At 74.3% G+C, this 25,969-nt stretch carries 27 protein-coding genes and 1 pseudogene; 11 read left to right on the forward strand and 17 right to left on the reverse strand.

Translation table 11 applies throughout. The features are described from left to right. Positions 1-356 precede the first annotated feature (356 nt). Positions 357-968: pseudogene (locus IPM45_11125) on the forward strand (DUF222 domain-containing protein). Between the two features lie 53 nt (positions 969-1,021). Further along, entirely contained in the window at positions 1,022-1,273 is a 252-nt protein-coding gene (locus IPM45_11130) for an HNH endonuclease (GenBank protein MBK9180095.1), read from the forward strand. A 21-nt stretch (positions 1,274-1,294) separates the two neighbouring features. Here IPM45_11130 and IPM45_11135 read toward each other — a convergent pair whose 3' ends face one another. Next, entirely contained in the window at positions 1,295-2,524 is a 1,230-nt protein-coding gene (locus IPM45_11135; protein ID MBK9180096.1) for an aspartate kinase, read from the reverse strand. Between the two features lie 52 nt (positions 2,525-2,576). Here IPM45_11135 and IPM45_11140 point away from each other — a divergent pair, with 52 nt between their 5' ends. Next, on the forward strand, positions 2,577-3,395 hold the full coding sequence (locus IPM45_11140; GenBank protein ID MBK9180097.1) for a peptidylprolyl isomerase: 819 nt from the start codon (positions 2,577-2,579) through the stop codon (positions 3,393-3,395). A gap of 1 nt (position 3,396) precedes the next feature. Here IPM45_11140 and IPM45_11145 read toward each other — a convergent pair whose 3' ends face one another. Genes IPM45_11145 through IPM45_11160 form a run of 4 tightly spaced genes read right to left on the reverse strand, consistent with a single transcriptional unit; the run spans position 3,397 to position 6,723 of the window. Next, positions 3,397-4,635 (reverse strand): acyl-CoA dehydrogenase family protein, encoded by a 1,239-nt coding sequence (locus IPM45_11145; GenBank protein ID MBK9180098.1) that lies wholly within the window; start codon positions 4,633-4,635, stop codon positions 3,397-3,399. Positions 4,636-4,649: 14 nt separating this feature from the next. Beyond that, complete coding sequence (locus IPM45_11150; GenBank protein ID MBK9180099.1) at positions 4,650-5,315, reverse strand: Type 1 glutamine amidotransferase-like domain-containing protein; 666 nt, start codon at positions 5,313-5,315, stop codon at positions 4,650-4,652. Beyond that, positions 5,312-5,920 (reverse strand): hypothetical protein, encoded by a 609-nt coding sequence (locus tag IPM45_11155; protein MBK9180100.1) that lies wholly within the window; start codon positions 5,918-5,920, stop codon positions 5,312-5,314. The genes IPM45_11150 and IPM45_11155 overlap by 4 nt, the downstream gene beginning before the upstream one ends. A 26-nt stretch (positions 5,921-5,946) precedes the next feature. Then, positions 5,947-6,723 carry a tyrosine-protein phosphatase gene (locus tag IPM45_11160; protein MBK9180101.1) on the reverse strand — a complete coding sequence of 259 codons (777 nt, stop codon included), beginning with the start codon at positions 6,721-6,723 and terminating at the stop codon, positions 5,947-5,949. A gap of 161 nt (positions 6,724-6,884) precedes the next feature. Between IPM45_11160 and IPM45_11165 the strand changes: the two genes are divergently transcribed. The 6 genes from IPM45_11165 to IPM45_11190 all read left to right on the forward strand — a co-directional run bounded on the left by IPM45_11165 (position 6,885) and on the right by IPM45_11190 (position 11,941). Next, the gene (locus tag IPM45_11165; protein ID MBK9180102.1) at positions 6,885-7,310 is read left to right on the forward strand and encodes a universal stress protein; all 426 of its coding nucleotides are present in this window, start codon (positions 6,885-6,887) and stop codon (positions 7,308-7,310) included. A gap of 61 nt (positions 7,311-7,371) precedes the next feature. Next, the gene (locus tag IPM45_11170; GenBank protein MBK9180103.1) at positions 7,372-8,229 is read left to right on the forward strand and encodes a 3-hydroxybutyryl-CoA dehydrogenase; all 858 of its coding nucleotides are present in this window, start codon (positions 7,372-7,374) and stop codon (positions 8,227-8,229) included. Positions 8,230-8,261: 32 nt separating this feature from the next. After that, a complete protein-coding gene (locus tag IPM45_11175) occupies positions 8,262-8,930 on the forward strand; it encodes a leucyl/phenylalanyl-tRNA--protein transferase (protein ID MBK9180104.1) in 669 nt (222 codons plus the stop codon). A gap of 4 nt (positions 8,931-8,934) precedes the next feature. Further along, a complete protein-coding gene (locus tag IPM45_11180) occupies positions 8,935-10,890 on the forward strand; it encodes a protein meaA (protein MBK9180105.1) in 1,956 nt (651 codons plus the stop codon). A 57-nt stretch (positions 10,891-10,947) separates the two neighbouring features. Further along, a complete protein-coding gene (locus IPM45_11185) occupies positions 10,948-11,622 on the forward strand; it encodes a diguanylate cyclase (protein MBK9180106.1) in 675 nt (224 codons plus the stop codon). 103 nt (positions 11,623-11,725) lie between these two features. Next, a complete protein-coding gene (locus IPM45_11190) occupies positions 11,726-11,941 on the forward strand; it encodes a dodecin domain-containing protein (GenBank protein MBK9180107.1) in 216 nt (71 codons plus the stop codon). 38 nt (positions 11,942-11,979) lie between these two features. Here the strand turns inward: IPM45_11190 and IPM45_11195 are convergent, their stop codons facing one another. The 5 genes from IPM45_11195 to IPM45_11215 form a co-directional block, all read right to left on the reverse strand. Further along, positions 11,980-13,140 carry a CoA transferase gene (locus IPM45_11195; GenBank protein ID MBK9180108.1) on the reverse strand — a complete coding sequence of 387 codons (1,161 nt, stop codon included), beginning with the start codon at positions 13,138-13,140 and terminating at the stop codon, positions 11,980-11,982. Next, positions 13,137-14,147: a metallophosphoesterase gene (locus IPM45_11200; GenBank protein MBK9180109.1), complete on the reverse strand. Its 1,011-nt coding sequence runs from the start codon at positions 14,145-14,147 to the stop codon at positions 13,137-13,139. The genes IPM45_11195 and IPM45_11200 overlap by 4 nt, the downstream gene beginning before the upstream one ends. Before the next feature lie 14 nt (positions 14,148-14,161). Continuing rightward, complete coding sequence (locus tag IPM45_11205; GenBank protein MBK9180110.1) at positions 14,162-14,347, reverse strand: hypothetical protein; 186 nt, start codon at positions 14,345-14,347, stop codon at positions 14,162-14,164. A 16-nt stretch (positions 14,348-14,363) separates the two neighbouring features. Further along, the gene (locus IPM45_11210; GenBank protein MBK9180111.1) at positions 14,364-15,923 is read right to left on the reverse strand and encodes an acyl-CoA carboxylase subunit beta; all 1,560 of its coding nucleotides are present in this window, start codon (positions 15,921-15,923) and stop codon (positions 14,364-14,366) included. A 72-nt stretch (positions 15,924-15,995) separates the two neighbouring features. Beyond that, positions 15,996-16,721 carry an SIMPL domain-containing protein gene (locus IPM45_11215; protein MBK9180112.1) on the reverse strand — a complete coding sequence of 242 codons (726 nt, stop codon included), beginning with the start codon at positions 16,719-16,721 and terminating at the stop codon, positions 15,996-15,998. A gap of 76 nt (positions 16,722-16,797) precedes the next feature. On the opposite strand from IPM45_11215, the gene IPM45_11220 reads away from it, so the two are divergent. Continuing rightward, positions 16,798-17,874, forward strand: a complete 1,077-nt coding sequence (locus IPM45_11220; protein ID MBK9180113.1) for an ATP-dependent DNA ligase — start codon at positions 16,798-16,800, stop codon at positions 17,872-17,874. On the opposite strand, the gene IPM45_11225 is transcribed toward IPM45_11220, so the two are convergent. The 7 genes from IPM45_11225 to IPM45_11255 all read right to left on the reverse strand — a co-directional run bounded on the left by IPM45_11225 (position 17,849) and on the right by IPM45_11255 (position 24,039). Continuing rightward, the gene (locus IPM45_11225; protein MBK9180114.1) at positions 17,849-18,496 is read right to left on the reverse strand and encodes a response regulator transcription factor; all 648 of its coding nucleotides are present in this window, start codon (positions 18,494-18,496) and stop codon (positions 17,849-17,851) included. The genes IPM45_11220 and IPM45_11225 overlap by 26 nt on opposite strands. Continuing rightward, positions 18,496-19,770: a sensor domain-containing protein gene (locus tag IPM45_11230; GenBank protein MBK9180115.1), complete on the reverse strand. Its 1,275-nt coding sequence runs from the start codon at positions 19,768-19,770 to the stop codon at positions 18,496-18,498. The genes IPM45_11225 and IPM45_11230 overlap by 1 nt, the downstream gene beginning before the upstream one ends. A gap of 14 nt (positions 19,771-19,784) precedes the next feature. Beyond that, the gene (locus IPM45_11235) at positions 19,785-20,348 is read right to left on the reverse strand and encodes a DUF4190 domain-containing protein (protein ID MBK9180116.1); all 564 of its coding nucleotides are present in this window, start codon (positions 20,346-20,348) and stop codon (positions 19,785-19,787) included. A 225-nt stretch (positions 20,349-20,573) separates the two neighbouring features. Further along, positions 20,574-21,308, reverse strand: a complete 735-nt coding sequence (locus tag IPM45_11240; protein ID MBK9180117.1) for a hypothetical protein — start codon at positions 21,306-21,308, stop codon at positions 20,574-20,576. Positions 21,309-21,357: 49 nt separating this feature from the next. Then, a complete protein-coding gene (locus tag IPM45_11245; GenBank protein MBK9180118.1) occupies positions 21,358-21,600 on the reverse strand; it encodes a hypothetical protein in 243 nt (80 codons plus the stop codon). 102 nt (positions 21,601-21,702) lie between these two features. Continuing rightward, a complete protein-coding gene (locus tag IPM45_11250) occupies positions 21,703-22,563 on the reverse strand; it encodes a flap endonuclease (protein ID MBK9180119.1) in 861 nt (286 codons plus the stop codon). Positions 22,564-22,806: 243 nt separating this feature from the next. After that, positions 22,807-24,039, reverse strand: a complete 1,233-nt coding sequence (locus IPM45_11255; GenBank protein ID MBK9180120.1) for an alpha/beta fold hydrolase — start codon at positions 24,037-24,039, stop codon at positions 22,807-22,809. Between the two features lie 196 nt (positions 24,040-24,235). Here IPM45_11255 and IPM45_11260 point away from each other — a divergent pair, with 196 nt between their 5' ends. Then, positions 24,236-25,966 carry an MBL fold metallo-hydrolase gene (locus IPM45_11260; GenBank protein ID MBK9180121.1) on the forward strand — a complete coding sequence of 577 codons (1,731 nt, stop codon included), beginning with the start codon at positions 24,236-24,238 and terminating at the stop codon, positions 25,964-25,966. Positions 25,967-25,969 lie beyond the last annotated feature (3 nt).

Consider the following 25,969-nt stretch of genomic DNA (forward strand, 5'->3'; position numbering starts at 1 on the left):
TTCAGTGCTGGTGGGCGCCCCGGGAGGTGCTGGCATGGCGATCGGTGTGCACGACCCGCTCCTCGACGGTGCCGGGTCGGGCGATCCGGGTGGCGGTCCCGTCTGGGGTGCGTTGGGTGAGGGGCCCGAGGATCGTTGGGCCCGCGGCACGCTCGACGAGCTGGCCGATGGGATCCGCCGGCTGGAGGCGGCGATGGCCGGTCTGCGACGCGAGCAGCTGGCCGCGGTGGCCGAGCTGGCCCGCCGCTGCGGGCACGTGGTCGATGGCTGCGCCGCCCCGGTCGACTGGCTGATGATGGCCACCACCTGCTCGCGGCCCACCGCCCGCCGGCACGTCGACGTGGCCGTGGCCCTCGGTGGGCTGCCCGCTGTGGCCGACGCCTTCGGGTCGGGTGTGCTGTCGTTCGATCAGGTCGCCCAGCTGGTGCGGTTCGTCACCCCCGACACCGAGCGGGCGTGGGCCGACGGGGCCGTCGGACGGTCCGTCCACGAGCTCGAGGCCCTGGCCCGGTCGTTGCGGCCCCCCGTCGAGGGCCCAGCTGGTCGACGCCCGGGCCCGCCGGTGCCTGCGCCTGCGCGACGACGACCAGGAGACCCGCATCACCGGCCGTGTCCCGGTGGCCGAGGGGGCGCTGCTGCGCGCCTTGCTCGAGCCGCTGGCCGCCGATGTGGCGGCCGACGCGGTGGCCGACACCCTCGACCACTGGGGCGCCCGGATGGCCGACGCGCTCTGCCAACGGGCCGCCCAGCAGCCCCCCGAGGGGACCAGGGCCCGGCGGGCCACCATCGTCGTGCACGCCACCCCCGACCAGCTCACCGGCGAGGCCGACACCCCCGCCACCCTGGCCGAGACCCTGACCCCCCTGGCCCGCCAGGTCCTGTCGGGCCTGCTGTGCGACGGCGACCTCGAGGTGCACGTCGACGACCCGCTGACCGGCCGGCCCATCGGCATCGGCCGGCGTCACGCAACGTCCCCGCCTGGCTGGCCCGCGCCGTGCTCGACCGCGACCACAGGTGCCGGGTGCCGGGCTGCGACCGCCCCGCCGTGCACCTCCACCACGTCGAGTTCTACGAGCACGGCGGGCCCACCGACAAGGCCAACCTGGCCGGGCTGTGCTGGCACCACCACCAGCGCATCCACCTCGACGGCTTCACCCTCACCGGCAACGCCGACCACCACCTCGAGTGGCGAGACCAGCGCGGGCGGCTCATCGGCACCACCCGACCCGCCCTGCACCAACGCCTCCTCGGCCGCCCCCCACCAACCACCTGACCCCCACCGGGCCGGTGGTCGTCAGGCCGACGCCGGGGGCTCGTCGAGCCGGAACGCCTCGTGCAGGGCGCGCACGGCCGGTTCGACCTTGTCGGTGCGCACGACGCACGAGATGCGGATCGACGACGTCGAGATCATCTCGATGTTCACCCCGGCGTCGGCGAGCGTCTCGAAGACGGTGGCGGCGATGCCGGGGTGGGTCTTCATGCCCGCCCCCACCAGGCTCACCCGCCCGATGCTCTCGTCGACCGTGACGCCGCTGGCCCCGATCTCGCCGGCCAGGGCCTGGGTGATGCGGGTGGCCGTGGGCACGTCGGCCATCGGCACCGTGAAGGAGATGTCGGTGATGCCGGCGATCGACACGTTCTGGACGATCATGTCGACGTTGATCGCCTGGTCGGCCAGCGCCCGGAACAGCCGGGCGGCGATGCCGGGCTCGTCGGGTACGCCGGTGATGGTGAGCTTGGCCTCCGACGTGTCGTGCGTGACCCCGGAGATGATCGCGGCCTCCATCGACGGGACCTCCTCGGTCACCCAGGTGCCCGGCTCCCAGGTGAAGCTGGACCGGACGTGGAGCGGCACGTTGTGGTTTCGGGCGAACTCCACCGAGCGAAGGGCGAGCACCCGCCCCCCGGTGGCCGCCATCTCGAGCATCTCCTCGAACGACACCCTCGGCAGGCGCCGGGCCCGGGGCTCGACCCGCGGGTCGGCGGTGAACACCCCGGAGACGTCGGTGTAGATCTCGCACACGTCGGCGTCCAGGGCTGCGGCCAGCGCGACCGCGGTGGTGTCGGACCCGCCCCGACCCAGGGTGGTGATGTCCTTGGCGGTGGAGACGCCCTGGAAGCCGGCGACGACCGCGATGTGGCCCGTGACCAGGGCCTCGCGGATGCGGTCACCCTTCACCTCGAGGATCTTGGCCTTGCCGTGGGTGGTGTCGGTGACGATGCCGGCCTGGCTGCCGGTGAAGCTCTGGGCCGGCTCGCCCATGCCCTCGATGGCCATGCCGAGCAGGGCCATCGAGATGCGCTCACCGGCCGTGAGCAGCATGTCCATCTCGCGGGGGCTGGGCTCGGCGGCCACCTCGTTGGCCAGGCGGATGAGCTCGTCGGTGCTCTTGCCCATGGCACTGACCACCACCACCACGTCGTTGCCCCGGCGGCGCGTGCGCACCACGTGGTCGGCCACGGCGCGGATCCGCTCGGGGTCGGCCACCGAGGTGCCGCCGTACTTCTGGACCACGAGGGGCACGGGTGCCGACGGTAGCCGCGCCCGCCGCCGCCGTTGCTACCGTGTCGCCCCCGTGGGCACCTCCAAGCGTGAGCGCCAGAAGCAGGGCCGTCAGATGCGTCTGCAGGCCGCCGAGGAGGCGGCCGCCAAGGCGCGGCGCAAGCGCCTCTTCATCAACCTCGGCCTGCTCCTCGTCGCCTTCCTCGTGGTGGCCTTCGTGGTGAGCCGCATGGTGGGTGGCGACGACGACACGGTCACCACGGAAACCACGGCCGAGGACGCCAGCAGCACCACGCTCGCCGAGGACGCCTTCGCCTACGGCACCGGCGCGTGCGCGCCGGCCGACGGGTCGGCCCCCAGGACCACCGACTTCGCGGACGCGCCGGAGCGGTGCATCGACCCGGCCAAGCAGTACACGGCGGTGTTCGACACCACCGCTGGCCCGATCCGCGTGGCCCTCGACACCGCGAACACGCCCGGCACCGCCAACAACTTCGTGAACCTGGCCCGCTTCCACTACTACGACGGGACGCCGATCTTCCGCACCGACCCCTCCATCGACATCATCCAGGGCGGCGGCGCCGACAACACCGCGTCGCCCGGGTACACGATCCCCGACGAGGGCGGGCCCTACACGTACGAGGCGGGGCAGCTGGTGATGGCGCGGAGTGCCGACCCCGACAGCGCGGGCGGCCAGTTCTTCTTCGTGGCCGGCCCCAACGCGGCCGCCCTCGACGCCCAGGGCACCTATGTCGTGTTCGGCACCGTGTCCGAGGGCCTCGACGTGGTGCAGCAGATCCTGGCCTCCCACCAGGCCGACCCGGGCAACCCCCTCGGTGGCGCGCCGAACCCGCCGGTCACGATCACCTCGGTGACGATCGAGGAGTCGTAGGTCAGGCGCCCGCCGCCAGCAGGTTGCGGGCGATCTGGCTCACCTGGATCTCGTCGGTGCCGGCGTAGATCTGCAGCACCTTGGCGTCGCGGCAGAGCTGCTCCACCTCGAACTCGGCCATGTAGCCGTTGCCGCCGAACAGCTGCACCGCCTCCAGCGCCACCTCCGTGGCCGTCTGGGCGCCGTACAGCTTGCAGGCCGACGCCTCGGTCAGGTCCATGCCGGTGCCGTCGCCCCCCATCTCGATCTGGCGGAACACCAGGTTCTGCAGGTTCAGGCGGGCGACCTCCATCTTGGCCAGCTTCAGCTGGATCAGCTGGAACTCGCCGATGGGCCGACCGAACTGCACCCGGTCCCTGGCGTAGGCCACGCACAGCTCGAGGCAGCGCTCGACGATGCCGAGGGCCATGGCGGCCACGCCGGTGCGCTCCATCGAGAACGTGTCCTTGGCGCCCGAGCGAGCCGGCGCGTCCTCGGTCTCCCCGATCAGCCGGTCGCGGCCGGCGCGCACGTCGGTGAGGAAGAGCTCGCCGGTGGGCGACGAGTGCATGCCCATCTTGCGGAGCGGCTTCGACTGCTCGAGACCGGGCATGCCCCGGTCGAGGACGAAGCTGAGGACCTTGCGGTCCTTGGCGTCGTTGCCCTCGTCGAGCTTGCAGATGAACACGATGGTGTCGGCGTAGGGCCCGTTGGTGATGAACGTCTTCGAGCCGTTGAGCACGTACTCGTCGCCGTCGCGCCGGGCGGTGGACTTCATGCCGCCGAAGGCGTCGGACCCCGAGCCGGGCTCGGTGATGGCCCAGGAGCCGATCTTGTCCATGGTGAGCAGGTCGAGGCCCCACCGCTCCTTCTGCGCGATCGTGCCCTTCGACATGATTGCCGCGGCGGTGAGGCCCATGCTCACGCCCATGGCCGTGACCATGCCCGGCGAGCAACGGCACAGCTCGATGATCGGGATGAGGGTGAGCGCGCCCCCGTCGGCCCCCTCGGCCGACCTGCGGGGCGGTTGCTCCTCGCCACGGGCCGTGGCCTCCTGGGCCAGGCGCTCCCGCTCGATCTGGTGCTTGAACCGCTCGCGGGCCATGGCGTCCATGCCGAAGGTGTGGAGGAGCTTGCGCAGCAGGTCGTAGGGCGGCACGTCGCCGAACTCGAGCTCGTCGCGGCGGGGCCGGATCTCCTCCTCCACGAACCGCCGCACGGCGTCGCGGACCATCAGGTGCTCGTCGGACCACTGGTACATGGCAGTGCCTCTCTTCAGTCGCGGAGCGCGTCGAGGCCGACCTCGACGCCGTCGATGTAGACCACCACCTGGCCGACACCCGCCGCCAGCCAGGTGCCGTCGAGCTGTCGGATCGCGGCCGTCTGGTCGTCGATGCCGACGAGGGGCACGCCTGGGGGGGCGAGCTCCAGGGTGCGCTTGCGGCGATCTTCCGGCCAGCGGTCGTGGTGGGCGATGACGGCGAGCTGCTCGACCAGGCCCAGGCCGACGGTGAAGGCACCGCCCCGGGGGTCGACGAGCGGGTCGCACAGCACGCCGGCCGCCTCACCGGCGGCGGCCACCACGGCGCCCTCGTGCCAGGCGGCGAGGAGCGCCTCCCAGACCGGGGAGTCCTTGAGCACCGAGCGCAGGTGCATCGGGGAGCCGCCGCTGAGGTACACGAACCGTGCGGCACGCACGGCTGCGACGTTGGCGTCGTCGACCGCGTCGTGGCGACCCAGCACCTGGAGGGCCCGCACCGTGCCGCCGAGCGGCGCGAAGTGGGCGGTGGCTGCGGCCACGATGCGGTCGGGGTGCTCGAAGGCGGCCGCGGTGGGCAGCAGCACCACCTCGGTGCCGCCGCTGGCGGCGAGCAGCTGGCGGTCGAAGGTGCAGCCGTCGCCGAACTCGCGGCCGCCCACCAGGGCCAGCAGACCGCTCATCGGGTCCGCCCCGTGGGGGTGCGACGGGCCACGCCGAGGGCGACGTGGCGGAGGGGCACGACCAGGGTGGGCATGGTGAACCTCTCGATGTCGGTGATCGTGAGACCGGCCCGCCGGATCGCGGCGGGCACGTCGATGCCGGGACGCCACGGCGCGCCGGTGGGCCGGCGCGGCCCGACGGCGGTCCACACCGGAGCGAGGGCGCGCTCCAGGCGGCCTGCCAGCCCCCGGGCGGGAGCGGGCTCGAGGAACCGGACGCGACCACCGGCGGCCAGGAGGGGGGTCACGGTGGCGAGGAGCGCCACGGCGTCGCTCGCGGCGGCCAGGCCGAACGCGCTGATCACCGTGTCGACCTGGCCCTGCCCCCACGCCCGTACGGGTACCTCCCCGTCGGGGGCGACGAGCAGCCGCTCGTCGACCGGGGTGGCCACCAGCACGTCGACGGCCCGCACCGCCGGCACCCGCACGAGCCGTTCGACGGCTGCGACGGCCAGCCCGCCCCCGAGCACCAGCACGCGTCCCTCGGCGCCGGCCGTCAGCCGGGCCAGGTGCTCGCCCAGCACCACCTCGGCCGGGCCGGGCGCGACCGCCAGGGTTCGGAGCATCGGGCCCGACCCTAGTGGGCCGATGATCAGGCCGGTTCGAGCAGGTTCCTCCGGAGGCCGTCGACGACCTCGCGGCCGACCCCGAGGCTGGTGGCCAGGCCCCGGACGGACCCGTGCTCGGCGCGGATCGCCTGCAGGAGGGTGGCCATCGTGGCCGGGTCGGCCTCGAGGAACACCTTGGGCTGGCGGTCGAGCGGGGCCGCGCCATCGGGCGCCTGCGCCCGGATCCACTCGAGCCAGAGCACCACCGCCTCCTTGCTGAGCGCGTAGTCGTCGGTGATCACGGCGTCGGGCACGCCGAGCAGGCCGAGGACCACGGCTGCCAGCACCCCGGTGCGGTCCTTGCCGGCGGCGCAGTGGAACACGGCCGGGTGGCTGGCCGGGTCGGCCAGGATCCGCAGGGCGTCCGCGATCGCCCCCGCGCCGCTCCTGAGCATGTCCAGGTAGAGCCCGGCCACGAAGTCGTCGGGCGGCTCGGCCGGCACGCCCTCGGGGTCCCACAGGATGTCGAGGATCGGCAGGTGGTGATAGCGGACGGGCCCGCCGTCGACCGGGAAGCGGCCACGCTCCTCGATCTCGCCGGGGCTGCGCAGGTCGATCACGGTGCGCACGCCGAGGCCGCGCACCCGATCCACGTCGGCCGGGGTGAGGCGGTGCAGGCCGTCGGCACGGTAGAGCGTGCGCCAGCGGGTGCGGCGTCCGTCGTCGGTGGGGTAGCCGCCCAGGTCGCGGAAGTTGAACACGGCGTCGAGGGCGATGCGCCGCTCGGGCGCGACGACGGCGGTGGAGGCGTCGTGAGGCACCGTCCGACGGTACCGGGGGATCGTGACGTCGCGGCTGCGGGCAGGTGAACGGGGGACGATCGGGCGGCGACGGGCCCGGTGGTGTTGTCGCGCTCCCACCGTCTCGGCTAGGAAGCCCGGGAGCGGCTCGTGCACTGGCGGGCCCGACCTCGGGAGCATGCATGCGCAAGATCGTGCTGGGGTTCGACGACTCGGCCGGCGCCACCTGCGCCCGCGAGTGGGTGGCCGGGTTTGCCCGTGAGACCGAGGTCGAGGTCACCGTCGTCTACGTGATGTCGTCCTCGGGCGACTGGGGCCTGGCCGCCATGCAGATCGACACCGACACGCTGCGCGAGCGGGTGCAGGGCATGCTCGACCACGAGTGGACCGACCCGCTGCGCGCCGCCGGCGCCCGGGTCACCACCCGGGTGACGGAGGGCCACCCGGCCGTCGAGCTGCTCAAGGCGGGCGAGGCCGAGGGTGCCGATCTCATCGTGCTCGGCGTGGCCGGCCACGGTGGCTTCAGCGGCCGCTTCCTCGGGGGCGTGGCCCAGAAGGTGGCGCACCACAGCACCCGGCCCGTCGTGCTGGTGCCCTGCGCCGACTGAGCGCCGGCCCCCCGGCCCGGCCGGTTGGAGCCGGAACCCTACCGCTCGGTAACCTCCGCCCATGACGATCAAGCGGGTGGGCATCGTGGGGTCGGGGATCATGGGCTCGGGCATCGCCGAGGTGGCGGCCAAGGCCGGCCACGAGGTGGTGCTGCGGTCGAGGCAGCAGGCCACGGCCGACGCCATGCTGGGCGGGCTCGAGCGGTCGCTGGTCAAGCAGGTCGAGAGGGGCAAGCTCGAGCAGGGCGAGGCCGACGCCGCGCTCGGCCGGGTGACGGCCACGTCGGCCATCCACGACCTGGCCGACTGCGACCTGGTCGTCGAGTCGGTCATCGAGGACCTCCACGTGAAGAAGCACCTGTTCCTCGAGCTCGACCACCACTGCAAGCCCGAGGCGATCCTGGCCACCAACACGTCCACCCTCCCCGTGGTCGAGATGGCGGTCGAGACCGGCCGGCCCGACCGGGTGCTGGGCGTCCACTTCTTCAACCCGGCGCCGATGATGTCGCTGGTGGAGCTGGTCCGGCCGCTCACCGCGTCGGACGAGACCGTCGCCGCCGCCCGCGCCTTCGTCGAGTCGTGCGGGAAGGACCCGGTCGAGGTCAAGGACCGCGCCGGCTTCATCGTGAACGCCCTCCTCTTCCCGTACCTCAACAACGCCGTGCGGATGCTCGAGAACGGCACGGCCGCCATGCAGGACATCGACACCGCCATGAAGGGCGGCTGCAACTTCCCCATGGGGCCCTTCGCCCTGCTCGACCTGGTGGGTCTCGACACCTCGCTCGCGATCCTCGACGCCCTCTACGACGAGTTCCGCGACCCGAACTACGCCCCGGTGCCGCTGCTCCGCCGCATGGTCGCGGCGGGCAAGCTGGGCCGCAAGAGCGGCGACGGCTTCTTCGACTACAGCCGCAGGTAGGCGGCGAGGGCCGGGGGGGCCTCCGCGCCGTCGTGCCCGTCGAGCCACCTCCGTCGAGGTGGGAGCTCCCCCACCCGAGCTCCGCCGACGAGGACGGTGTGGTCGGCATCGGCGCCGACCTCGCGCCCGCCACGTTGCTGGCCGCCTACCGGCGGGGGGTGTTCCCCATGCCGCTCGGGCGACGTGGGCCGCTGGCCTGGTGGTCGCCCGACCCGCGCGGCGTGCTCCCCCTCGACGGGCTCCGCGTGAGCCGTTCGCTGCGCAGGGCGTGCAACCGCTACGAGGTGCGGGTCGACACGGCCTTCGCCGAGGTCGTCGGGGCGTGCGGCGATCCCGACCGCCCCCACGGCTGGATCACCCCCGATGTCGCTGCCGCCTACGGCGAGCTGCACCGGCTGGGCTGGGCCCACTCGGTCGAGGCCTGGTGCGACGGTGAGCTGGCGGGCGGTCTCTACGGCGTGGGCATCGGCGGGCTCTTCGCCGGCGAGTCGATGTTCCACCGCCGCACCGACGCCTCGAAGGTGGCGCTGGTCGCGCTGGTGGAGCTGCTGCGCGAAGGAGGGGGCGGCCTGCTCGACGTGCAGTGGGTCACCCCGCACCTGGTGACGCTCGGAGCGGTCGCCGTGCCCCGCGCCCGCTACCTGGAGCTGCTCCGCGAGGCCCTGCAGCTGGCGGGGCCCTGGCACCTGAGAGGACAATGACGCCATGGCCGACGCTCCTCGCAAGGACAAGCCCTGGCTGATGCGGACGTACTCGGGTCACTCCACCGCCCGGGCGTCCAACGAGCTGTACCGCACCAACCTGGCCAAGGGTCAGACCGGCCTGTCGATCGCGTTCGACCTGCCGACGCAGACCGGCTACGACCCCGACGACGAGCTGGCGCGGGGCGAGGTCGGCAAGGTGGGCGTGCCCGTCGTCCACCTCGGGCACATGCGGGCGCTGCTCGACGGCATCCCCGTCGGCGACATGAACACGTCGATGACGATCAACGCCACCGCGGCGTGGCTCCTCGGGCTGTACGTGGCCCACGCGGAGGAAGAGGGGGTGGCCAGCGAGCGGCTCCGCGGCACCACCCAGAACGACATCGTCAAGGAGTACCTGAGCCGGGGCACGTACATCTTCCCGCCGCTGCCGAGCCGCCGGCTGATCGTCGACATGGTGGCGTACTGCAACCGCCACGTCCCGTCGTGGAACCCGATGAACGTCTGCAGCTACCACCTGCAGGAGGCGGGGGCCACGCCCGTGCAGGAGATCGCCTTCTCGCTGGCGACGGCGATCGGCGTGCTCGACGCCGTGCGCGAGTCCGGCCAGGTGCCGCCCGACCGGTTCCCCGCGGTGGTCGGCTCCATCTCGTTCTTCGTGAACGCCGGCATCCGCTTCGTGGAGGAGACCTGCAAGATGCGGGCCTTCACCGAGCTCTGGGACCGGATCACCCTCGATCGCTACGGCGTCGACGATCCGAAGCTCCGCCGCTTCCGCTACGGCGTGCAGGTGAACTCCCTGGGTCTCACCGAGGCCCAGCCCGAGAACAACGTGCAGCGCATCGTGCTCGAGATGCTCGCCGTCACCCTCTCGAAGGAGGCGCGTGCCCGCTCGATCCAGCTGCCGGCCTGGAACGAGGCGCTGGGGCTCCCCCGGCCGTGGGACCAGCAGTGGTCGCTGCGGATGCAGCAGGTGCTGGCCCTCGAGACCGACCTGCTCGAGTACGACGACATCTTCGACGGCTCGCGGGTGGTGGAGGGCCGGACCGCGGAGCTGGTCGAAGCGGCCGGGGCCGAGCTCGACGACGTGCTCGCCCTGGGCGGCGCCTTCGAGGCGATCGACGAGCTGAAGGGCCGCCTGGTGAGGAGCCTGGCCGAGCGCACCCGGCGCATCGAGAGCGGCGACCTGCCCGTGGTCGGGGTGAACACCTTCGTGGAGACCGCCCCCTCGCCGCTGGGCGGCGAGGAGAGCATCCTGAAGGTCGACCCGGCCGTCGAGGCGGAGATGATCGCCGACGTGCGGGCCTGGCGGGCCGGCCGCGACGCCGGGGCGTTCCGCCGGGCGCTCGACGAGCTCCGCCGCGTGGCGGAGAGCGGCGAGAACGTGATGCCCGCCACCATCGCGCTCGCCCACGCCGGGGGCACCACCGGCGAGTGGGCCGGAGCGCTCCGAGAGGTGTTCGGCGAGTTCCGCGCCCCCACGGGGGTGGCGGCCGCGGGCGGGCGGCGCAACGGCGAGCTGGCGGACGTGGCCGCCCGCGTGCGAGCCATGGCCGGTGGTCCGCCACGGTTCCTCGTGGCCAAGCCGGGCCTCGACGGCCACTCCAACGGCGCCGAGCAGATCGCCGTGGCCGCTCGCGATGCCGGGATGGAGGTCGTCTACCAGGGGATCCGGCTCACGCCCGAGCAGATCGCGGCGGCGGCACGGGACGAGGACGTCGACGTGGTCGGTCTGTCGATCCTGTCGGGCAGCCACCTCGAGCTGGTACCCGAGGTGCTCCGCCTCCTGCGGGCCGAGGGCGTCGACGCGCCGGTCGTGGTCGGAGGCATCATCCCCGAGGGCGACCGGCCGCGTCTCGCCGACGTGGGCGTGGCCGCGGTCTACACGCCCAAGGACTTCCAGCTCACGCGCATCATGAGCGACATCGCCGATCTGGCCGAGCGGCACCGGGCGCGCTAGGCGACCGGCCCGCACCCGCACTTGAGTCGGAGCTCGGGGCTGCCGATAGTGGGTGCCGTGGGAGCTCGACGACGCGCACTGGCGGTGCTGGCCGGGTCCGCCGGCCTGATCGGAGCGGTGGCGGCCGCCGTGGCGCTGGTGTCCGCCGTGGTGTGGCCGGCCGCCGTCGCCGGTCTGGCCTCCGTCGCGGTTGCGGTGGTCGCGCTGGTGGTGGTGCACCCGCCGGCCCCGGTGGTGATCACCCGGCCCGGCGACGACGACGGCGTCACCGACCCCGTCACCGGTGTCTACAACGCCCGGTTCTTCGACCTGAGCGTGTCCAGTCGCATCCTCAGTGCCCGTCGCCAGCTCCGTCCGGTGGCGGTGGTGGTACTCGAGGTGGTCGAGGGGGCCGAGAGCAAGGCCGGTGCCGAGGGCACGCCGGCCGACCCGGTGCCCGTGGCCCGCACCATCCAGCGGGTGCTGCGCGAGTCCGACATCGTCTGCCGCATGGAGGGGTGCCGGTTCGGGCTCGTCCTCGAGGACACCAACCCCGACGGGGCGATCTGGGCGGTCGAGCGCCTCCGTCGCGTGTTGATCGCCGAGCGGCCCCACCAGCTCCACCGGGCCGGCGTCGCCTGCTACCCGGCGCACGCGTTCGAGGCCGGCGAGCTGCTGACCAAGGCCACGGAGGCGTTGCAGTCGGCGCGCGACTGGCCCCAGGACCGCATCGAGGTCGCGCTGGCCGACTGATCGTCGGCCGACGTCGAGGTGGATTCTCGCGGCTCCCGGCGCGAAGAATGGCGGGGCGGGCGTCGGGGTCGGTCGACTCACCGCCCGCCCAGGAGGTACTCACATGGCAGAGAGCGTCTACAAGGTCATCGAGCTCGTCGGGACCAGCGAGGAATCGTGGGAGAAGGCGGCCGCGGCGGCGGTCGGCCGCGCCGCCCAGTCGGTCCGCGACCTCCGCGTGGCCGAGGTGGTGGAGCTCGACATGCAGCTCGAGAGCGGAAGCGTGCTCGCCTACCGCGCCAAGGTGCGGGTGTCGTTCAAGTACGAGGGCAGCGACTAGGCCGCCGCCGCGAGGCCGGCCGGGTCGCCCGGCCGGCCTCAGCCCGGTTCGTCGAGCTCGGCCAGGACCTCGGCGGTGTCGGCGCCGAGCGGCCGGCCGGCCCAGCGGATGCGTCCGGGCGTGGCCGAGAGCCGGGCGACCAGGCCCTGCATGGGCGTGCCGTCCACCTCCGCGACGGTCCCTCGGGCCCGGTAGTGCGGGTCGGCGGCGACGTCGGCCATGTCCATCACCGGCGCGATGGCCGCCTCGGCGGCCTCGAAGGCGGCCAGCACCTCGTCGGCGGGCCGGGCCGCGATCCAGTCGGCCACCAGGGCGTCGAGCTCGTCGCGGTGCGCCACCCGCCCGGCGAAGGTGTGGAACCGGGTCTGCTCGCCGACGCCGATCAGGTCGAGCACCCGGCGGGCCACCGACTCGGCCGACGTGCTCACGGCCAGCCACCGGCCGTCGCCCGTGCGGTAGGTGCCGCGAGGGACGCTGTAGGGGATGCCCGATCCCAGCCGGGGCTGCAGCTCGCCCCGCACGCCGTACAGCGAGACCAGCGGCCCCATGAGCTGGAACATCGACTCCAGCAGGTTCACGTCGACCACCTGCCCGACGCCCGAGTGCACGGCCACCAGCGTGGCGAAGGCCGCCACCAGGGCGGTGACCTCGTCGGTGAGGGCGATGGGCGGCAGCAGGGGCGGGCCGTCGGGCTCTCCGTTGATCGCCGCGAAGCCTGACATGGCCTCGGCGAGGGTCGCGAAGCCCGGGCGCTGCGCGTAGGGGCCGTCCTGGCCGAAGCCCGACACCCGGGTGACCACCAGGCGGGGGTTGCGGGCGTGCAGCACGTCGGGGCCCAGGCCCAGGCGCTCGAGCGTGCCCGGGCGGAAGTTCTCGATGAGGACGTCGGCGCGGTCGCAGAGCCGGAGCATGGCGTCGAGCCCGTCGGGCGACTTGAGGTCGAGGGTGATCACGCGCTTGCCCCGGCCGACCAGCTTCCACCAGAAGGTGGCGCCGTCGCGGGGGTCGGTCCAGCCCATGGCGCGGGTGGTGTCGCCACCGTCGGGCCGCTCGACCTTGATCACGTCGGCGCCGAAGTCGGCGAGGTAGCGGGCACAGCCGGGGCCGGCGAGCACGGTGGCGCAGTCGATCACCCGCAGGCCGGCCAGGGGCCCGGCCGCGTCGGCGGGCCGGCTCGGGCTCGCGGGCTGGCCGCTCACCGGGTGACGGTGAAGCAGCGGTGGTCGAGGGGTCCCAGGGCGTAGGCGGCGTAGTCGAGCACGTTGCCGTAGATGGCCCGGCAGCGGTCGCTCCAGGCGAGTGCTTCCGGCGCCGAGATCCTCCGGCCGACCTGGAGGATCCCGCCCTCGAACACCCGGTACTCGGCCCACATGCCCGGGAAGTCCTTCACGCAGGCCACCTCCACGTACGGCACGTTCCCGGTGCTGGCGACCCGGCGCACCCGGTTGCGGTGCGTGTGGCCGGCGAAGTAGCCGCGCACGAGCGGGCGGCGGGCGATCAGCGCCACCAGGGCCTCGGAGGCGTCGGGGTCGATGCCGAAGTAGTCCGACGGCCGGTTCTGGGGATCGTCCGGGCTCCACGGGTGGTGGTGGCCGAACACCAGCACCGGGCGGTCGGCATCGGCGGCGGCGCGGTCGAGCCACTCGAGCTGCTCGGCGGTGACGGTGCCACCGGCATGGCCCGGCCGGGTGGTGTCGATCATGGCCAGCCGCACGCCGGGCAGGTCGACCAGCACCGGATCGGTGCCGAACGGCTCGGCCGCGTGGTACCCGTCGTGGTTGCCCCGCACGTGGTGGAGGCGCTCGCCGAACACCGACCAGCAGTCGAGGAAGGCGGCGTACTCCTCGGGGCGGCCGGCTGCCGTCAGGTCGCCCTTGGCCAGCACGGCCGCCGGCTCGATCGCGGCGATCTCGGGGACGGCGGCCCGGTTCATCAGCTCGGGATAGGGCGTCGCCCCCTCCGGCACGGAGAGCACCGGCCCGGCGTCGAGTCCCTCGATGATCCCGCACTCGGTCTCGCCGAAGTGGACGTCGTTGACGGTGGCGAAGCGGCACAGGAGCTCGCCCGGCGGACGGGGGAGGGTGCGCACCTCGACGCCCTCGAGCTCGTAGACGGTGTCGGGCTCGAGCCCGATGTAGGCCGTCACCTCCGGCCCGTCGAAGAGCACGGCCTCGTCGTCGGCGACGGTGGTGAGCTCGGGGGTCATGGCGCGCCGACGCGTCAGGGCCGGTCGCGGCGGCGGGGGAGCGGGCGGTTCCACCAGCGCCCGGAGAACCGCCAGGCGGGGGTCGTGGGGCCGGCCGGCGCCTCCAGCACGACCGGCCGGGGCCACAGCACCTCGACCGCGGCGACGATGGCCGCCATCTCGTCGGGGCCGGGGACGGAGGTCCGGTGGTTGGGGGCCATGCGGGGCGGCTCCGGTCTACAGCGGCACGTTGCCGTGCTTGCGCTTGGGCAGCTCTTCGCGCTTGGAGCGCAGCATGCGCAGGCCGGCGATGAGCTTGGGGCGGGTCTCGGCCGGGTCGATCACGTCGTCGACGTAGCCCCGTTCCACGGCCTCGTAGGGGTTGGCGTGCTTCTCGGTGTACTCGGCGACCAGCTCGGCCCGGCGGGCCTCGGGGTCGGCGGCCTGCATCAGCTCGCGGCGGTAGACGATCTCCACCGCGCCCTGCGGGCCCATCACCGCCAGCTCGGCCGAGGGCCAGGCGAAGGCCAGGTCGGCGCCGATCGACTTGGAGTTCATGACCACGTAGGCGCCGCCGTAGGCCTTGCGGGTGATCACCTGGACGCGGGGCACCGTGCTCTCGCAGTACGCGTAGAGCAGCTTGGCCCCGTGGCGGATGATGCCGCCGTACTCCTGGTCGACGCCGGGGAGGAAGCCGGGCACGTCGACGAAGGTGACGAGCGGGATGTTGAAGGCGTCGCAGGTGCGCACGAAGCGGGCCGCCTTCTCCGAGCTCTCGATGTCGAGCACGCCGGCCAGCATCATCGGCTGGTTGCCCACGACGCCCACGGGGTGCCCGTCGAGGCGGGCGAAGCCGCACACGATGCTGCCGGCCCAGTGGGGGAAGTACTCGAAGAAGTCGCCGTCGTCGACGACGGCGGCGATGACCTTCTTCATGTCGTAGGGCTTGTTCGGGCTGTCGGGCAGCAGGTCGATCAGCTCGGGGGTGCGGCGCTCGGGGTCGTCGCCGGTCTCGAACGCGGGCGGCTCCTCCAGGTTGTTGGACGGCAGGAACGACAGCAGGTAGCGCACGTCGTCGAGGCAGGCCTTCTCGTCGGGCGAGACGAAGCTGGCCACGCCCGACTTGGTGGCGTGGCTCATGGCCCCGCCCAGCTCCTCGAGGGTGACCTCCTCGCCCGTCACCGTCTTCACCACGTCGGGCCCGGTGATGAACATGTGCGAGCTCTCGCGCACCATGAAGATGAAGTCGGTCATGGCCGGCGAGTACACGGCCCCCCCGGCGCAGGGGCCGAGGATCACCGAGATCTGCGGGATCACGCCGCTCGCCTGCACGTTGCGGTGGAAGATGCCGCCGTACGAGGCCAGCGAGACCACGCCTTCCTGGATGCGGGCGCCGGCGCCGTCGTTGAGGCCGATGACGGGCGCGCCCACCTTGAGGGCCAGGTCCATCACCTTGTGGATCTTCTCGGCGAACACCTCGCCCAGCGCCCCGCCGAACACGGTGAAGTCCTGCGAGAAGATGAAGACCTTGCGGCCGTCGACCGTGCCCCAGCCGGTGATGACCCCGTCGGTGTAGGGGCGCTCCTCCAGCCCGGCGGCGTGGGCCCGGTGGCGGGCCAGCATGTCGAGCTCGTGGAACGACCCGGGGTCGAGGAGGTACTCGACGCGCTCGCGGGCCAAGAGCTTGCCCTTGGCGTGCTGGCGCTCGACGGCCCGGGGGGAGCCGGCGTTGATCGCCTCCTCCTTGCGCTGCTGGAGGTCGGTGAGCCGGGCGCGGAGAGGGTGATCGTCGGTCATAGCGGCCTGAAGGCTACCGGCTGGCCCCGGGGCCGTGGCCAGCCGGCAGGGGACGGGCCGCAGCGGGGCGCCTCAGCCCCCGATGGCGTAGACCGCGGTGACCGTGAGCGAGAGCTCCTGGGTGCCGGGCTCGATCGGCACCCCGCCGCCCATGTCGGCCTGGGTCGCGTACGGCACCGGCGGCGTCACCCCGCCGCTCTCGGTGAGCGAGATCAGCTCGCCCAGCGACACGCCGGCCGCGGCCGCCAGCTCCTCGGCCTGGGCCTGGGCCGCCTCGACGGCCTGCTGGCGGGCCTGCTGCATCATCTCGCCGGTGTCCGAGATGGAGAAGCTGATGCCGTTGAGCACCACGTCGTCCCCGGCCGCCCGGGCGGTGGCGTCGATCAGCGTGCCGGCTCCGTCGACGTCGCGCAGGGTGGCGGTCACCGTGTTGCTGGCCTCGTAGCCGGTCACCCGCTGGCCGTTCTCGTCGTACACGGGGTAGATCGACAGGTTCGACGTGGCGATGTCGGCCTCGTCGACGCCGTTCCGGCGGAGGACGTCGATCACGGCCGCGGCGCCCTGGTTGGCCCGGTCGAGGGCGGCCGCCGCGGTGTCGGCGCGCACCTGCACGCCGAGGTTGACGGTGGCCGTGTCGGGCGTGCCGGTCACCCGGCCCGTGCCGGTGGCCGCGATGCCCGCCCCACCGGCCGTGCCGCCGCCACCGGCGGGCGTCGTGATCTTGGCGTCGGAGCACGCGGCGAGCAGCACGGCGGCCACGGTCGCGGCTGCGAGCCCGGCGAGCAGGTTGCGTTGCATGTGTCCCTCCTGGATCCGTCGCAACTTCCGACGCCTGCCGGCGCGCCGCGGTTCCCGAGCGGGCATGCTGCCTCGCGTGCGCCTGCCCGTGCTGCCGCCGGTCGCCCCCATGCTGGCCAGGGCCGCCACCGAGCTGCCCATCGGCGAGGGATGGCTCTACGAGCCGAAGTGGGACGGCTTCCGCTGCCTGGTGTTCCGCGACGGCGACGAGGTCGAGCTGACCAGCCGCAACGAGCGTCCGCTCACCCGCTACTTCCCCGAGCTGCTCGTCCCGCTGCGGGCCCAGCTCCCGGAGCGGTGCGTGCTCGACGGCGAGGTGGTGGTGCCGGGCGCCGCCGGTCTCGACTTCGACGCGCTGTCGCAGCGCATCCACCCGGCCGACTCGCGGGTGCGGCGGCTGGCCGCGGAGACCCCCGCCGCCTACCTCGCCTTCGACCTGCTGGCGCTGGGGGACCGCGATCTCCGCTCCCACCCCCAGGCCGAGCGCAGCCGGCTGCTGGCCACGGCGCTGGCGGGCGCGCGACCCCCGCTGTTCCTCACGCCGTCGACCACCGACCCGGAGGCGGCCCGCACCTGGTTCGAGCGCTTCGAGGGGGCCGGCATCGACGGCGTGGTGGCCAAGCCGGCCGATCTGGCCTACCGGTCGGGCGAGCGGGTGCTGGTGAAGGTGAAGCACCGCCGCACCGCCGACTGCGTGGTGGCGGGCTTCCGCTGGCACAAGGACGGTGAGGGAGCGGGGTCGCTCCTGCTCGGCCTCTACGACGACGGGCGGCTGCAGCACGCCGGGGTGTGCACCGGGTTCACGGCCCGGTTCCGCCGGGAGCTGCGTGATCTGCTGGCCCCGCTGCAGGAGGGCGCCCTGGTGGGCCACCCCTGGGCGGCGTGGGCGAGCCCCGAGGCCCGCGCCGAGGACAGGCTGCCGGGCAACGTGAGCCGGTGGAACGCCGCCAAGGATCTCTCGTGGGAGCCCGTCCGGCTGGAGCGGGTGGTGGAGGTGCGCTTCGACCAGCTGGCCGGCAGCCGCTTCCGCCACGCCACCCAGTTCGTGCGCTGGCGCGACGACCGGGAGCCGCGCTCGTGCACCTACGCGCAGCTGGAGGTGGCGACGCCGCTCCACCTCGGCGCGGTCATGGGTGCGCGTCCAGGTAGGTGAGCACCGCCTGCACGCGCCGGTGCACGTCTTCGCCCCCGGTGATGCCGAGCTTGGCCAGGATGCTCGAGATGTGCTTCTCCACGGCCCCGTCCGACACCACCAGGCGCCGGGCGATGGCGGCGTTGGAGCAGCCCTGGGCCATCAGGTCGAGCACCTCGCGCTCGCGGGGCGTGAGGCGGGCCAGCGGATCGCGGCGCCGGGCCCCGGCGACCAGCTGGCGCACCACCTCCGGGTCGATCACGGTGCCGCCCGCTCCCACCGTGTCGACGGCCTCCAGGAACTCGGCCACGTCGGCCACGCGGTCCTTGAGCAGGTAGCCCAGGCCGCCCTGGTCGCCGGCGACCAGGTGCACGGCCTCGCCGGCCTCCACGTACTGCGAGAGCACCAGCACCGCCACGCCGGGCGCCCGGTCGCGGATCTCGCGCGCCGCCCGGAGGCCCTCGGTGGTGAACGACGGCGGGAGCCGCACGTCGAGCAGCACCAGGTCGGGTCGCTCGCGCTCGACCAGCTCGGGCACGCGCTCGGCATCGCCCAGCTCGGCCACCTGGTGGCCGGCCTCGCCGAGGAGGCGCACCAGCCCGGCGCGCAGCAGCACGGCGTCCTCCACGACGAGGACCCGCATCAGGTCACCTCCTGTACGTCGCGGTCGGGGAAGGGGAGCGTGGCCTCCACCGTCGTGGGGCCACCCGGCGGGCTGGTGACGGCCAACGCGCCGCCCAGGCTCTCGGCCCGGGCTCGCAGGCCGTCGAGGCCGCCGCCGCCGGCGGGAGCGGCCCCGCCTCGGCCGTCGTCGCCCACCCGCACGACCATGGTGTGGGGCCCGGCCAGCTCGACCGACACGGCCACGTGGGACGCCCCGCTGTGGCGCACGGCGTTGGCGACGGCCTCGGCGGCGACGAACCAGGCCGCCCGCTCCACCTCGGGTGCGGGGCGACCCGGGAGGTCCACCGCCACCGCCACCGGCAGGCCGCCGCCCTCGCCCAGCGTGGCCAGCGCGGCGGTGAGGCCGCGGCGCTCGAGCACCTCGGGGTGCACACCCCGCGCCACCTCTCGGAGGCCGGCGATGGCCAGTTTGGCCTGCTCGTGGGCCCGGGCGACGAGCTCGCCGGCCCGATCGGCGTCTCCCCGGTCGAGCGCCTGGCGGGCCAGGCCGAGGTCCATGGCCAGGGTGACGAGCCGGGGTTGGACGCCATCGTGGAGGTCGCGCTCGATGCGGCGCCGCTCCGCCTCGGCGGCCTCCTCGGTGAGATCGAGCGAGCGGGCGAGGCGGCGGGTCTGCGCGCGCAGCGCGGCGCGATCGCTCCCGAGCAGGGCCAGGTCGAGGGCTTCCGGCAGGCGGAGCAGGCGGGGTGCGAGCAGCGGGACGGCGGCGGCGAGGGCGAGGCCGGCCAGCGGCAGGGCGACGGCCGCGGCCAGGCGGGGGAGGTCGACGCCGATCAGCTCGACCTCGCCGGGGCCGAGCCACAGCGGCGACAGCAGCAGCCCGAGGGCCGCGCCGGCGGTGATCACCACCCCGGCCAGCGCCAGCAGGCTCGCCGGGCCGAGCAGCGCCAGGGCCGTGAGGTCGCGCCAGGTGGCGGGGTCGGCCGCGCCCGCCTTGAACCGCTCCCACCACGAGCCGGGCGCGGCCCGGTAGGGCGAGGGGATGGCCACGCCCAGCTGGGCGCGGACCCGTGCGCGCTCGGCTCGGGCGCCCTGGCGGGCGAGCACCACGGTGCCCGGGGCCGCGACCAGCCACAGCGGGCCGGCCCCCAGGGCGACGACCACCCCGTACAGCAGGATCACCCACCACAGCGCCCCCCACCCGAGGCCGGTGACGGCGAACGCCAGCGACCGCCACCAGGTGGTGGCGGTCGCGTCGGCGCTCGACGGGGGTGCGGGGGCTCGTCGAGCCATGGGCCGCCGGTCGGTCAGCCGGCGGAGCGGAGCCCGGCCTCGCGGGCCTCGGCAGGGTACTGATCGATGCAGACCCGGACGTCGGCGGCGTCGCGGGCGTCGTCGAGGCACTCGTCGAAGGAGTCGTACTCGTCCTCCCAGCGGTCGTGCCAGCGGTCGCGCCAGCGGCCGTCCCGGTCGCCGAAGTCCCAGTCGGTGGCCACGCCCACGATCCCGAGGACGAGGGCACCGACCACGAGCAGGCCCACGGCGATGCTGCCGGTGATCACGCCGGCCTTGCCCTGACCGCCGTTCGTGGCCTCGCCCCGGCGGGCCGCCTTGATGCTCAGGACGCCGAACACGATGGCGAGGATCCCTCCGGCGAAGGCGAGGGGGATGGTGATCACCATCCAGCCGTTCACGGCGGCCACGAGCGCCACGATGCCGAGCACCAGGGCGGCGGTGCCGTAGCCGTTGCCCGGCGGCCTGGCCGCGGCCGGCGGCGGGGTGATCTCGGCCTGCGGGGCAGGGGCGGGCTCAGGGGTGGGGGTGTTGCCCGGTGCGGCCTCGGTGCCGTCTCCCGGCTCCAGGGTGCTCATCGGTGCTCCTTTCGGTGGGGGCACCCCCGACGGTACGGACGGCGGGGCCGGCCGACCATCCAGCCCGCTGGCGTGTGCGGGGTGGGGCCAGCCCCACCACCGGGCGCGTCAACCGCGGCCGAGGCGGTCAGGTGGTCGCCGCTGCTCCACCCCAGCACGTCGCCCGGGAGCGCGTCGCCGGGGAAGCCGCGCAGCAGCACGGCCGGCCGGAGCGACCTGCCCGCGTCATCCCTTGGTGGCGTCGTGGGCGGCGTTGGCAAGTGCCGCGAGCTCGTCGCGCTCGCGCTCGTCGAGCACGGCCAGGGCGGCGCCCATCATCCGGTTCGTGAGGGCGTCGGCCTGCTGCCAGCGGGCCTCGAGGGCGGCGGGGTCGGGGTACGGCTCCACCCACCCGAACAGCGGGGCCATGTGGGGCTGGCGGTACACGACCGCCTCCATCGGGGTGAGCCCGGCCGCGATCACGGCGGCGCCGTGGTAGGCGCCCCGCAGCTCCCGGAGCGCGTTCATCCGGTGGAGGGCCAGGGCCTTGGCATCGCCGGCGTCGGGCTCGGCCAGGGTCCGCCACCCGGCGAAGAGCGGCGCGATGGCCGGGGCGGCCGCGGCGACGACCGTGCCTGCCAGCTCGGCCAGACGGGGGTAGTCGAGGCCGTCGGGCAGGTGGGTGCGGGCCCACTCGTGGGCGCACCCGGCGAACTCCTCGGCCGAGCGCAGCGGCGGCATGACGTCGAGGCCCTGCTGCCAGCCGGCCACCACGAGGTCGGGGTTGAAGAACACGAAGGTCGCGGCGACCACGGCCCCGTCGGTGTGGCCCAGCACGCCCCCGCGACCGGCCACGTAGAAGTTCATCCCCTCGAAGCCCAGCGCGGCGCCCTTGGCATACGTGGCGCCGTCGAGCATGAAGTGGCTTCCCAGGCCGCTGATCGCCTCGGCCGTGGCGGCTGCCGTCTCCTCGGGTGTCATGTGTCCCCCTTGGTCGTGTGTGGCGTCGGACCCTAGCGCCCGACGGGCATCAGTCGGCCGGCCACTCCATGGCCACGTCGGCCTCCGGGTCGCCGTCGACCCCCGGGGCCTCGCGAGCGGTGTCGTGGTGGGTGACGACCGGGCCGGTGTCGGGGACGCCCTCGAGGCCGAGGTCGGCCACCTCGTGACCGGCCTCGTGCAGTGCCGGGGTCAGGTCGATGCGCGGGCGCCTGTGGGGGGGAGACGCCTCGTCTCCCCCATCCGCCACCCTCGTCGGCTCGTCGTCGGTCACCGGGTCACCTCCAGGCCGGCTGTCGGAGCGGCTCGACGGCATGCTCGCACGGGCGAGGTGGCCGGGCGCCGACGTCGGGGTGAACAGGCGGTGTCGGACCCGCTAGGCCCGGCGCCGGGCCCGCTGCGCCCGCTCGGCCAGCGGCGTGTCACCCAGCCGGGCGCACACCTCCGGGAACCGCTCGGTGGGGCCCGTCCAGCGCCAGTCGTCGACGGTGCCGACCGCGGCATCGGTCTCCAGCGTCGCGATCCGCCGGAACAGGTAGGCCTCGTCGAGGTGCTCGGCCAGGCTGGCGGCCAGCTTGGGTGCACCCCGCAGGCCGGGGACGTCCCACTGGCCGGGTGCGGCGGGTATCGACTCGAGGTGGCCGTAGCGGGCCAGCACGGCCCCGGCCGACTTGGCCCCCCAGCCGGGCACACCGGGGAAGCCGTCGGCCGAGTCGCCCACCAGGGCCAGGTAGTCGGGGATCGAGGCCGGCGGGACGCCGAACCTCTCCCGCACGCCGTCGGCGTCGAGCACCCGCTGGGTCCGGCGGTCGAGCTGCACCACCTTGCCGCCGACGCACTGGCCCAGGTCCTTGTCGGGGGTGCAGATGACCACCCGCTCCACCCGGGGGTCGGCTGCCGCCACACCGGCGGCGGTGGCCAGGGCGTCGTCGGCCTCCAGCTCCACCATGGGCCACACCGAGAACCCGGCCGCGGCCACCGCCTCCTCCACCAGGGGGAACTGGGCGAGCAGCTCGGGGGGCATGCCGGCCGAGGTCTTGTAGCCCGGCCACAGGTCGTTGCGGAAGCTCTCGATCACGTGGTCGGTGGCCACGCCCACGTGGGTGGCCCCCTCGGCGACGAGCCGGAGCAGGCTGCCCACCACGCCCCGGGTGGCCCCGAGGTCGGGGTCGCGGTTGTTGGGCGCGAAGTGGTAGCGGAACAACTCGTATGTGCCGTCGACCAGGTGGACCTGCATGTTCCCTTGATCGCCGCCGACGTGGCAGGAGCGCGGATCATTCGCCCGGCGGCGGACCAGGAGCGTAGCCAGCTCGTCGGACGACGGCCGATCGGCTGGTCCGCGCCACGGCCGTGGAGCGCGGCTGGCAGCTCGTCACCAAGGATCCCCGCCTCCGGGAGCACGTCCACCCGCGCCCGCTCACGGTCTGGTGAGCGGAGCGGCGACCGCGGCCGGGCGGGCACGTCCGACGGGCGCCTCGTGTCAGCAGTCGTCGGGGGCGGGTCGGCCGGCCAGGCGGTCGACGAGCCACGAGGTGATCTCGGGGAGGTTTGCCTCGTAGGCCTGGCCGTGGTCCCAGGTGGGATCGCGGAGCAACCTGACGGCCACGCCCCCGGTGCACAGCTCGGCGGCGAGGGTGTCGGTACCGACCGCGGGCACGAGCGCGTCGTCGTCGCCGTGGCTGAGCAGGACGGGCCCGCCGGAGGCGGTGGCGGGCACCGAGTTCTCCTCCAGCAGGACGAGCCAGTCCTCGACGTTGGCCGGGTCGTCGAGGAGCACGGCCTGGGGGTCGATCGCCTGGCCGGCCACCACGAACTCCACGTAGCAGGCCTCGGTGGCGGCGGCGGCCGCGGCGGCGTACTCGGGCTCGAGCAGGTCGTCGAGCGAGGTGTCCTCGTAGACGGTGGCCCACGACACGATCACCGTCGCGGTGAGGGGGAACAGGGTCGGGTCCTCGAGGCCCGGGGCGACGAACGAGGCCAGGTCGGTGACGGGGGCGGCCGCGGCGACCCCCCGCAGGTCGAGGTCGGGGGCGTAGCGGGCCGCGATCGACCTCGCCCAGAGCACGGCGTGGCCGCCCTGGGAGTGGCCCCACGCCACCACCGGCCCGGTGCCGCCCACGACCGCCGCGGCGCGCGCCGCGTCGAGCACCGCTCGACCCTCCGACTCCCCGACCAGGTACGGGTGGGTGCCCGGCGTGCCCAGTCCGGGGTAGTCGGTGGCGGCCACCGCGATGCCCTGGGCCAGGAGGGCGTCAGCCTCGGGGAGCTGGAAGGGCGACGAGGCCGACGGCGCGCAGGTGTCGCCGAGCCCGACGGTGGGGTGACCCCAGGCGGCCACCGGCCAGCCGCCGGGAGGCGGCTCGCCCTCGGGGACGAGGAGCACGCCGGTGACGGGGATGGTCTCGCCCGTGGGCGCGCTGGAGGCGTACGTGATCCGCAGGCCGCGCCCGGGGGTGCCGGGCGGGAGCTCGAGGGGCTGCTGGTCGAGCACCTCGCCCGGGTCGACCCCGGTGAGCTCCGTGGCCGGCGGGGCCAGCTGGGGCCCGCCGTCGAGCGAGTCGCTGCATGCGGTGGCCAACCCGACCAGCGCGACCACGACGGCGACGGCCGCGGCGCGCCGGCGACGGCGGCGCGGGGTGGCCCCGAGCTCGGGGCCGCGGCCGGGCGCGACGTGGTGGCGGAACGGCTCGGCGTCGCCCAGGTGCAGCTGCATGTCGGGATGGCCGAGACGCCGGGGGAAGCGTGGTCGGCTCTCGGGAGGGTAGTCCTGCTCGTCGTCGGCCCGATCGCGTCCGTCGACGCTGAGGCGGGCCCAGCGCGACCGAGACGGGGCCCGGTAGGTTCGGCGGCGCCGCGACCGGGGACGGGGACGACGACGGCGACGACGACGACGGGGACGGGGGGCACCGATGGAGGGGTTCGCGGGCGACGGGGGTGGCCAGCCGGACCAGGTGGTCACCGGCCCCAAGGGCGAGGTGGCGAACCGCCGGCTGGTGGAGCACTCGGCCTGGTTCGAGCCTCGCCTGGTGCGCGTCACCGACGAGGTCGCCTGCGCGGTGGGGTACGGCCTGGCCAACAGCACGGTGGTGGTCGGCCCCGACGGGGCGGTGGTGATCGACACCGGCGAGAGCGTGGAGGAGGCCCGCGATCACCGGGAGGCGTTCGCGGCCTTCACCCGCGAGGCGGTCCAGGCGGTGCTCTACACGCACTTCCACTACACCAACGGCACCCGCGCCTACTTCCCCGACGGGCCCGGGCCCGGGCAGGAGATCTGGGGCCACGTAGGCGTCGACGCCAACCTGCGACGGGTGTCGGTGGAGATCGGGCCGGCCTACGTGTGGGGGGTGCTCACGCAGTTCGGTGGCCTCCTGCCGGCCGACGGGCCCGACGCCATGCCGAACCACGGGATCGGCCCGTGGTTCTTCGACCCCCGCGGCGGCCCCCGCACGGCCGGGTACCTGCCCCCCACCCGCACCGTGGACGCCGAGGCCGAGGTTCGTCTGGCCGGCGTGCGGTTCCACCTGGTGCCGGCCCCATCGGACAGCGACGACACGATCATCGTGTGGCTGCCCGACCACGGCGTGGTGGTCAACAACCACGTGTGGCCGGCCCTGTTCAACGTGTTCGCCCTCAGGGGCGAGTCGTACCGGGATCCGCTGGCGCACGTGGCGGCGGTCGACCGGATCCGGGCGATGGACCCCGAGCACCTGGTGGGGGTGCACGGCCCGCCGGTGTCCGGCCGGGCCGAGGTCCGTCGGGCGCTCACCGACTACCGCGACGCGCTGCAGTTCCTCTGGGACCAGACGGTGCGCGGCCTCAACCGCGGCCTCGATCCCCGCGACGTGGCGGCCGGGCTCCAGCTGCCACCGCACCTGGCCGACGCTCCCTGGACCCGGCAGCTCTACGGCCTGGTGCGCCACCACGTCCGCCAGATCCACACCGGTCTGTTCGGCTGGTGGACGCGTGACGAGGCGGACCTGCTGGCGCTGCCCCCGTCGGAGGAGGCGCGCCGCGCCGTCGCGGCAATGGGCGGGCGGGCGTCGGTGCTCGCCGCGGCCGAGCGGGCGCTGGCCGGCGACGACGACGACGTGGCCTGGGCGGCCCGGCTCGGCTCGTGGCTGCTGCGAGGCGAACCCGGGGATGTCGCCGCCCGGCGGGTCGGCGCCGCCGCCTTCCGCAACCAGGCCCGGGCCACCACGTCGGCCAACGTGCGCTCGGCGCTGCTCACGCGGGCTCGCGAGCTCGAGGGGCTCGTGGATCGCACGTGGCTCGACCAGCGCCCGGCCGAGCGGGCCGTGCTGGCCGCGCCCCCCGACACCTACGTGCGCGCCCTGCGCGTCCGGATCGATCCGGTGGCCACGGCCTCGATCGACCGGGTGCTGCGGTGGCACTTCACCGACTCGGACACGTGGGCCGGGCTCCACGTGCGCCGCGGCGTGGCCGAGGTGCTCGAGGGCCCGGCCGGGCCCGGAGACGTCGTGGTGCACCTCGACCTGCCGGCGTGGGCCGCCCTCGCCGGCGGCCGGACCGCGCTCCGCGACGGCCTGGAGGCCGGGTCGGTCCGCCTCGACGGCGACGTGGCCGACGTCGAGGCGCTCCTGGCCTGCTTCGACCACGCCGACGTGCGCCGTCGACCCTGACGG

It is taken from the genome of Acidimicrobiales bacterium, assembly GCA_016716005.1.
In the GTDB taxonomy this organism is placed as follows: domain Bacteria; phylum Actinomycetota; class Acidimicrobiia; order Acidimicrobiales; family JADJXE01; genus JADJXE01.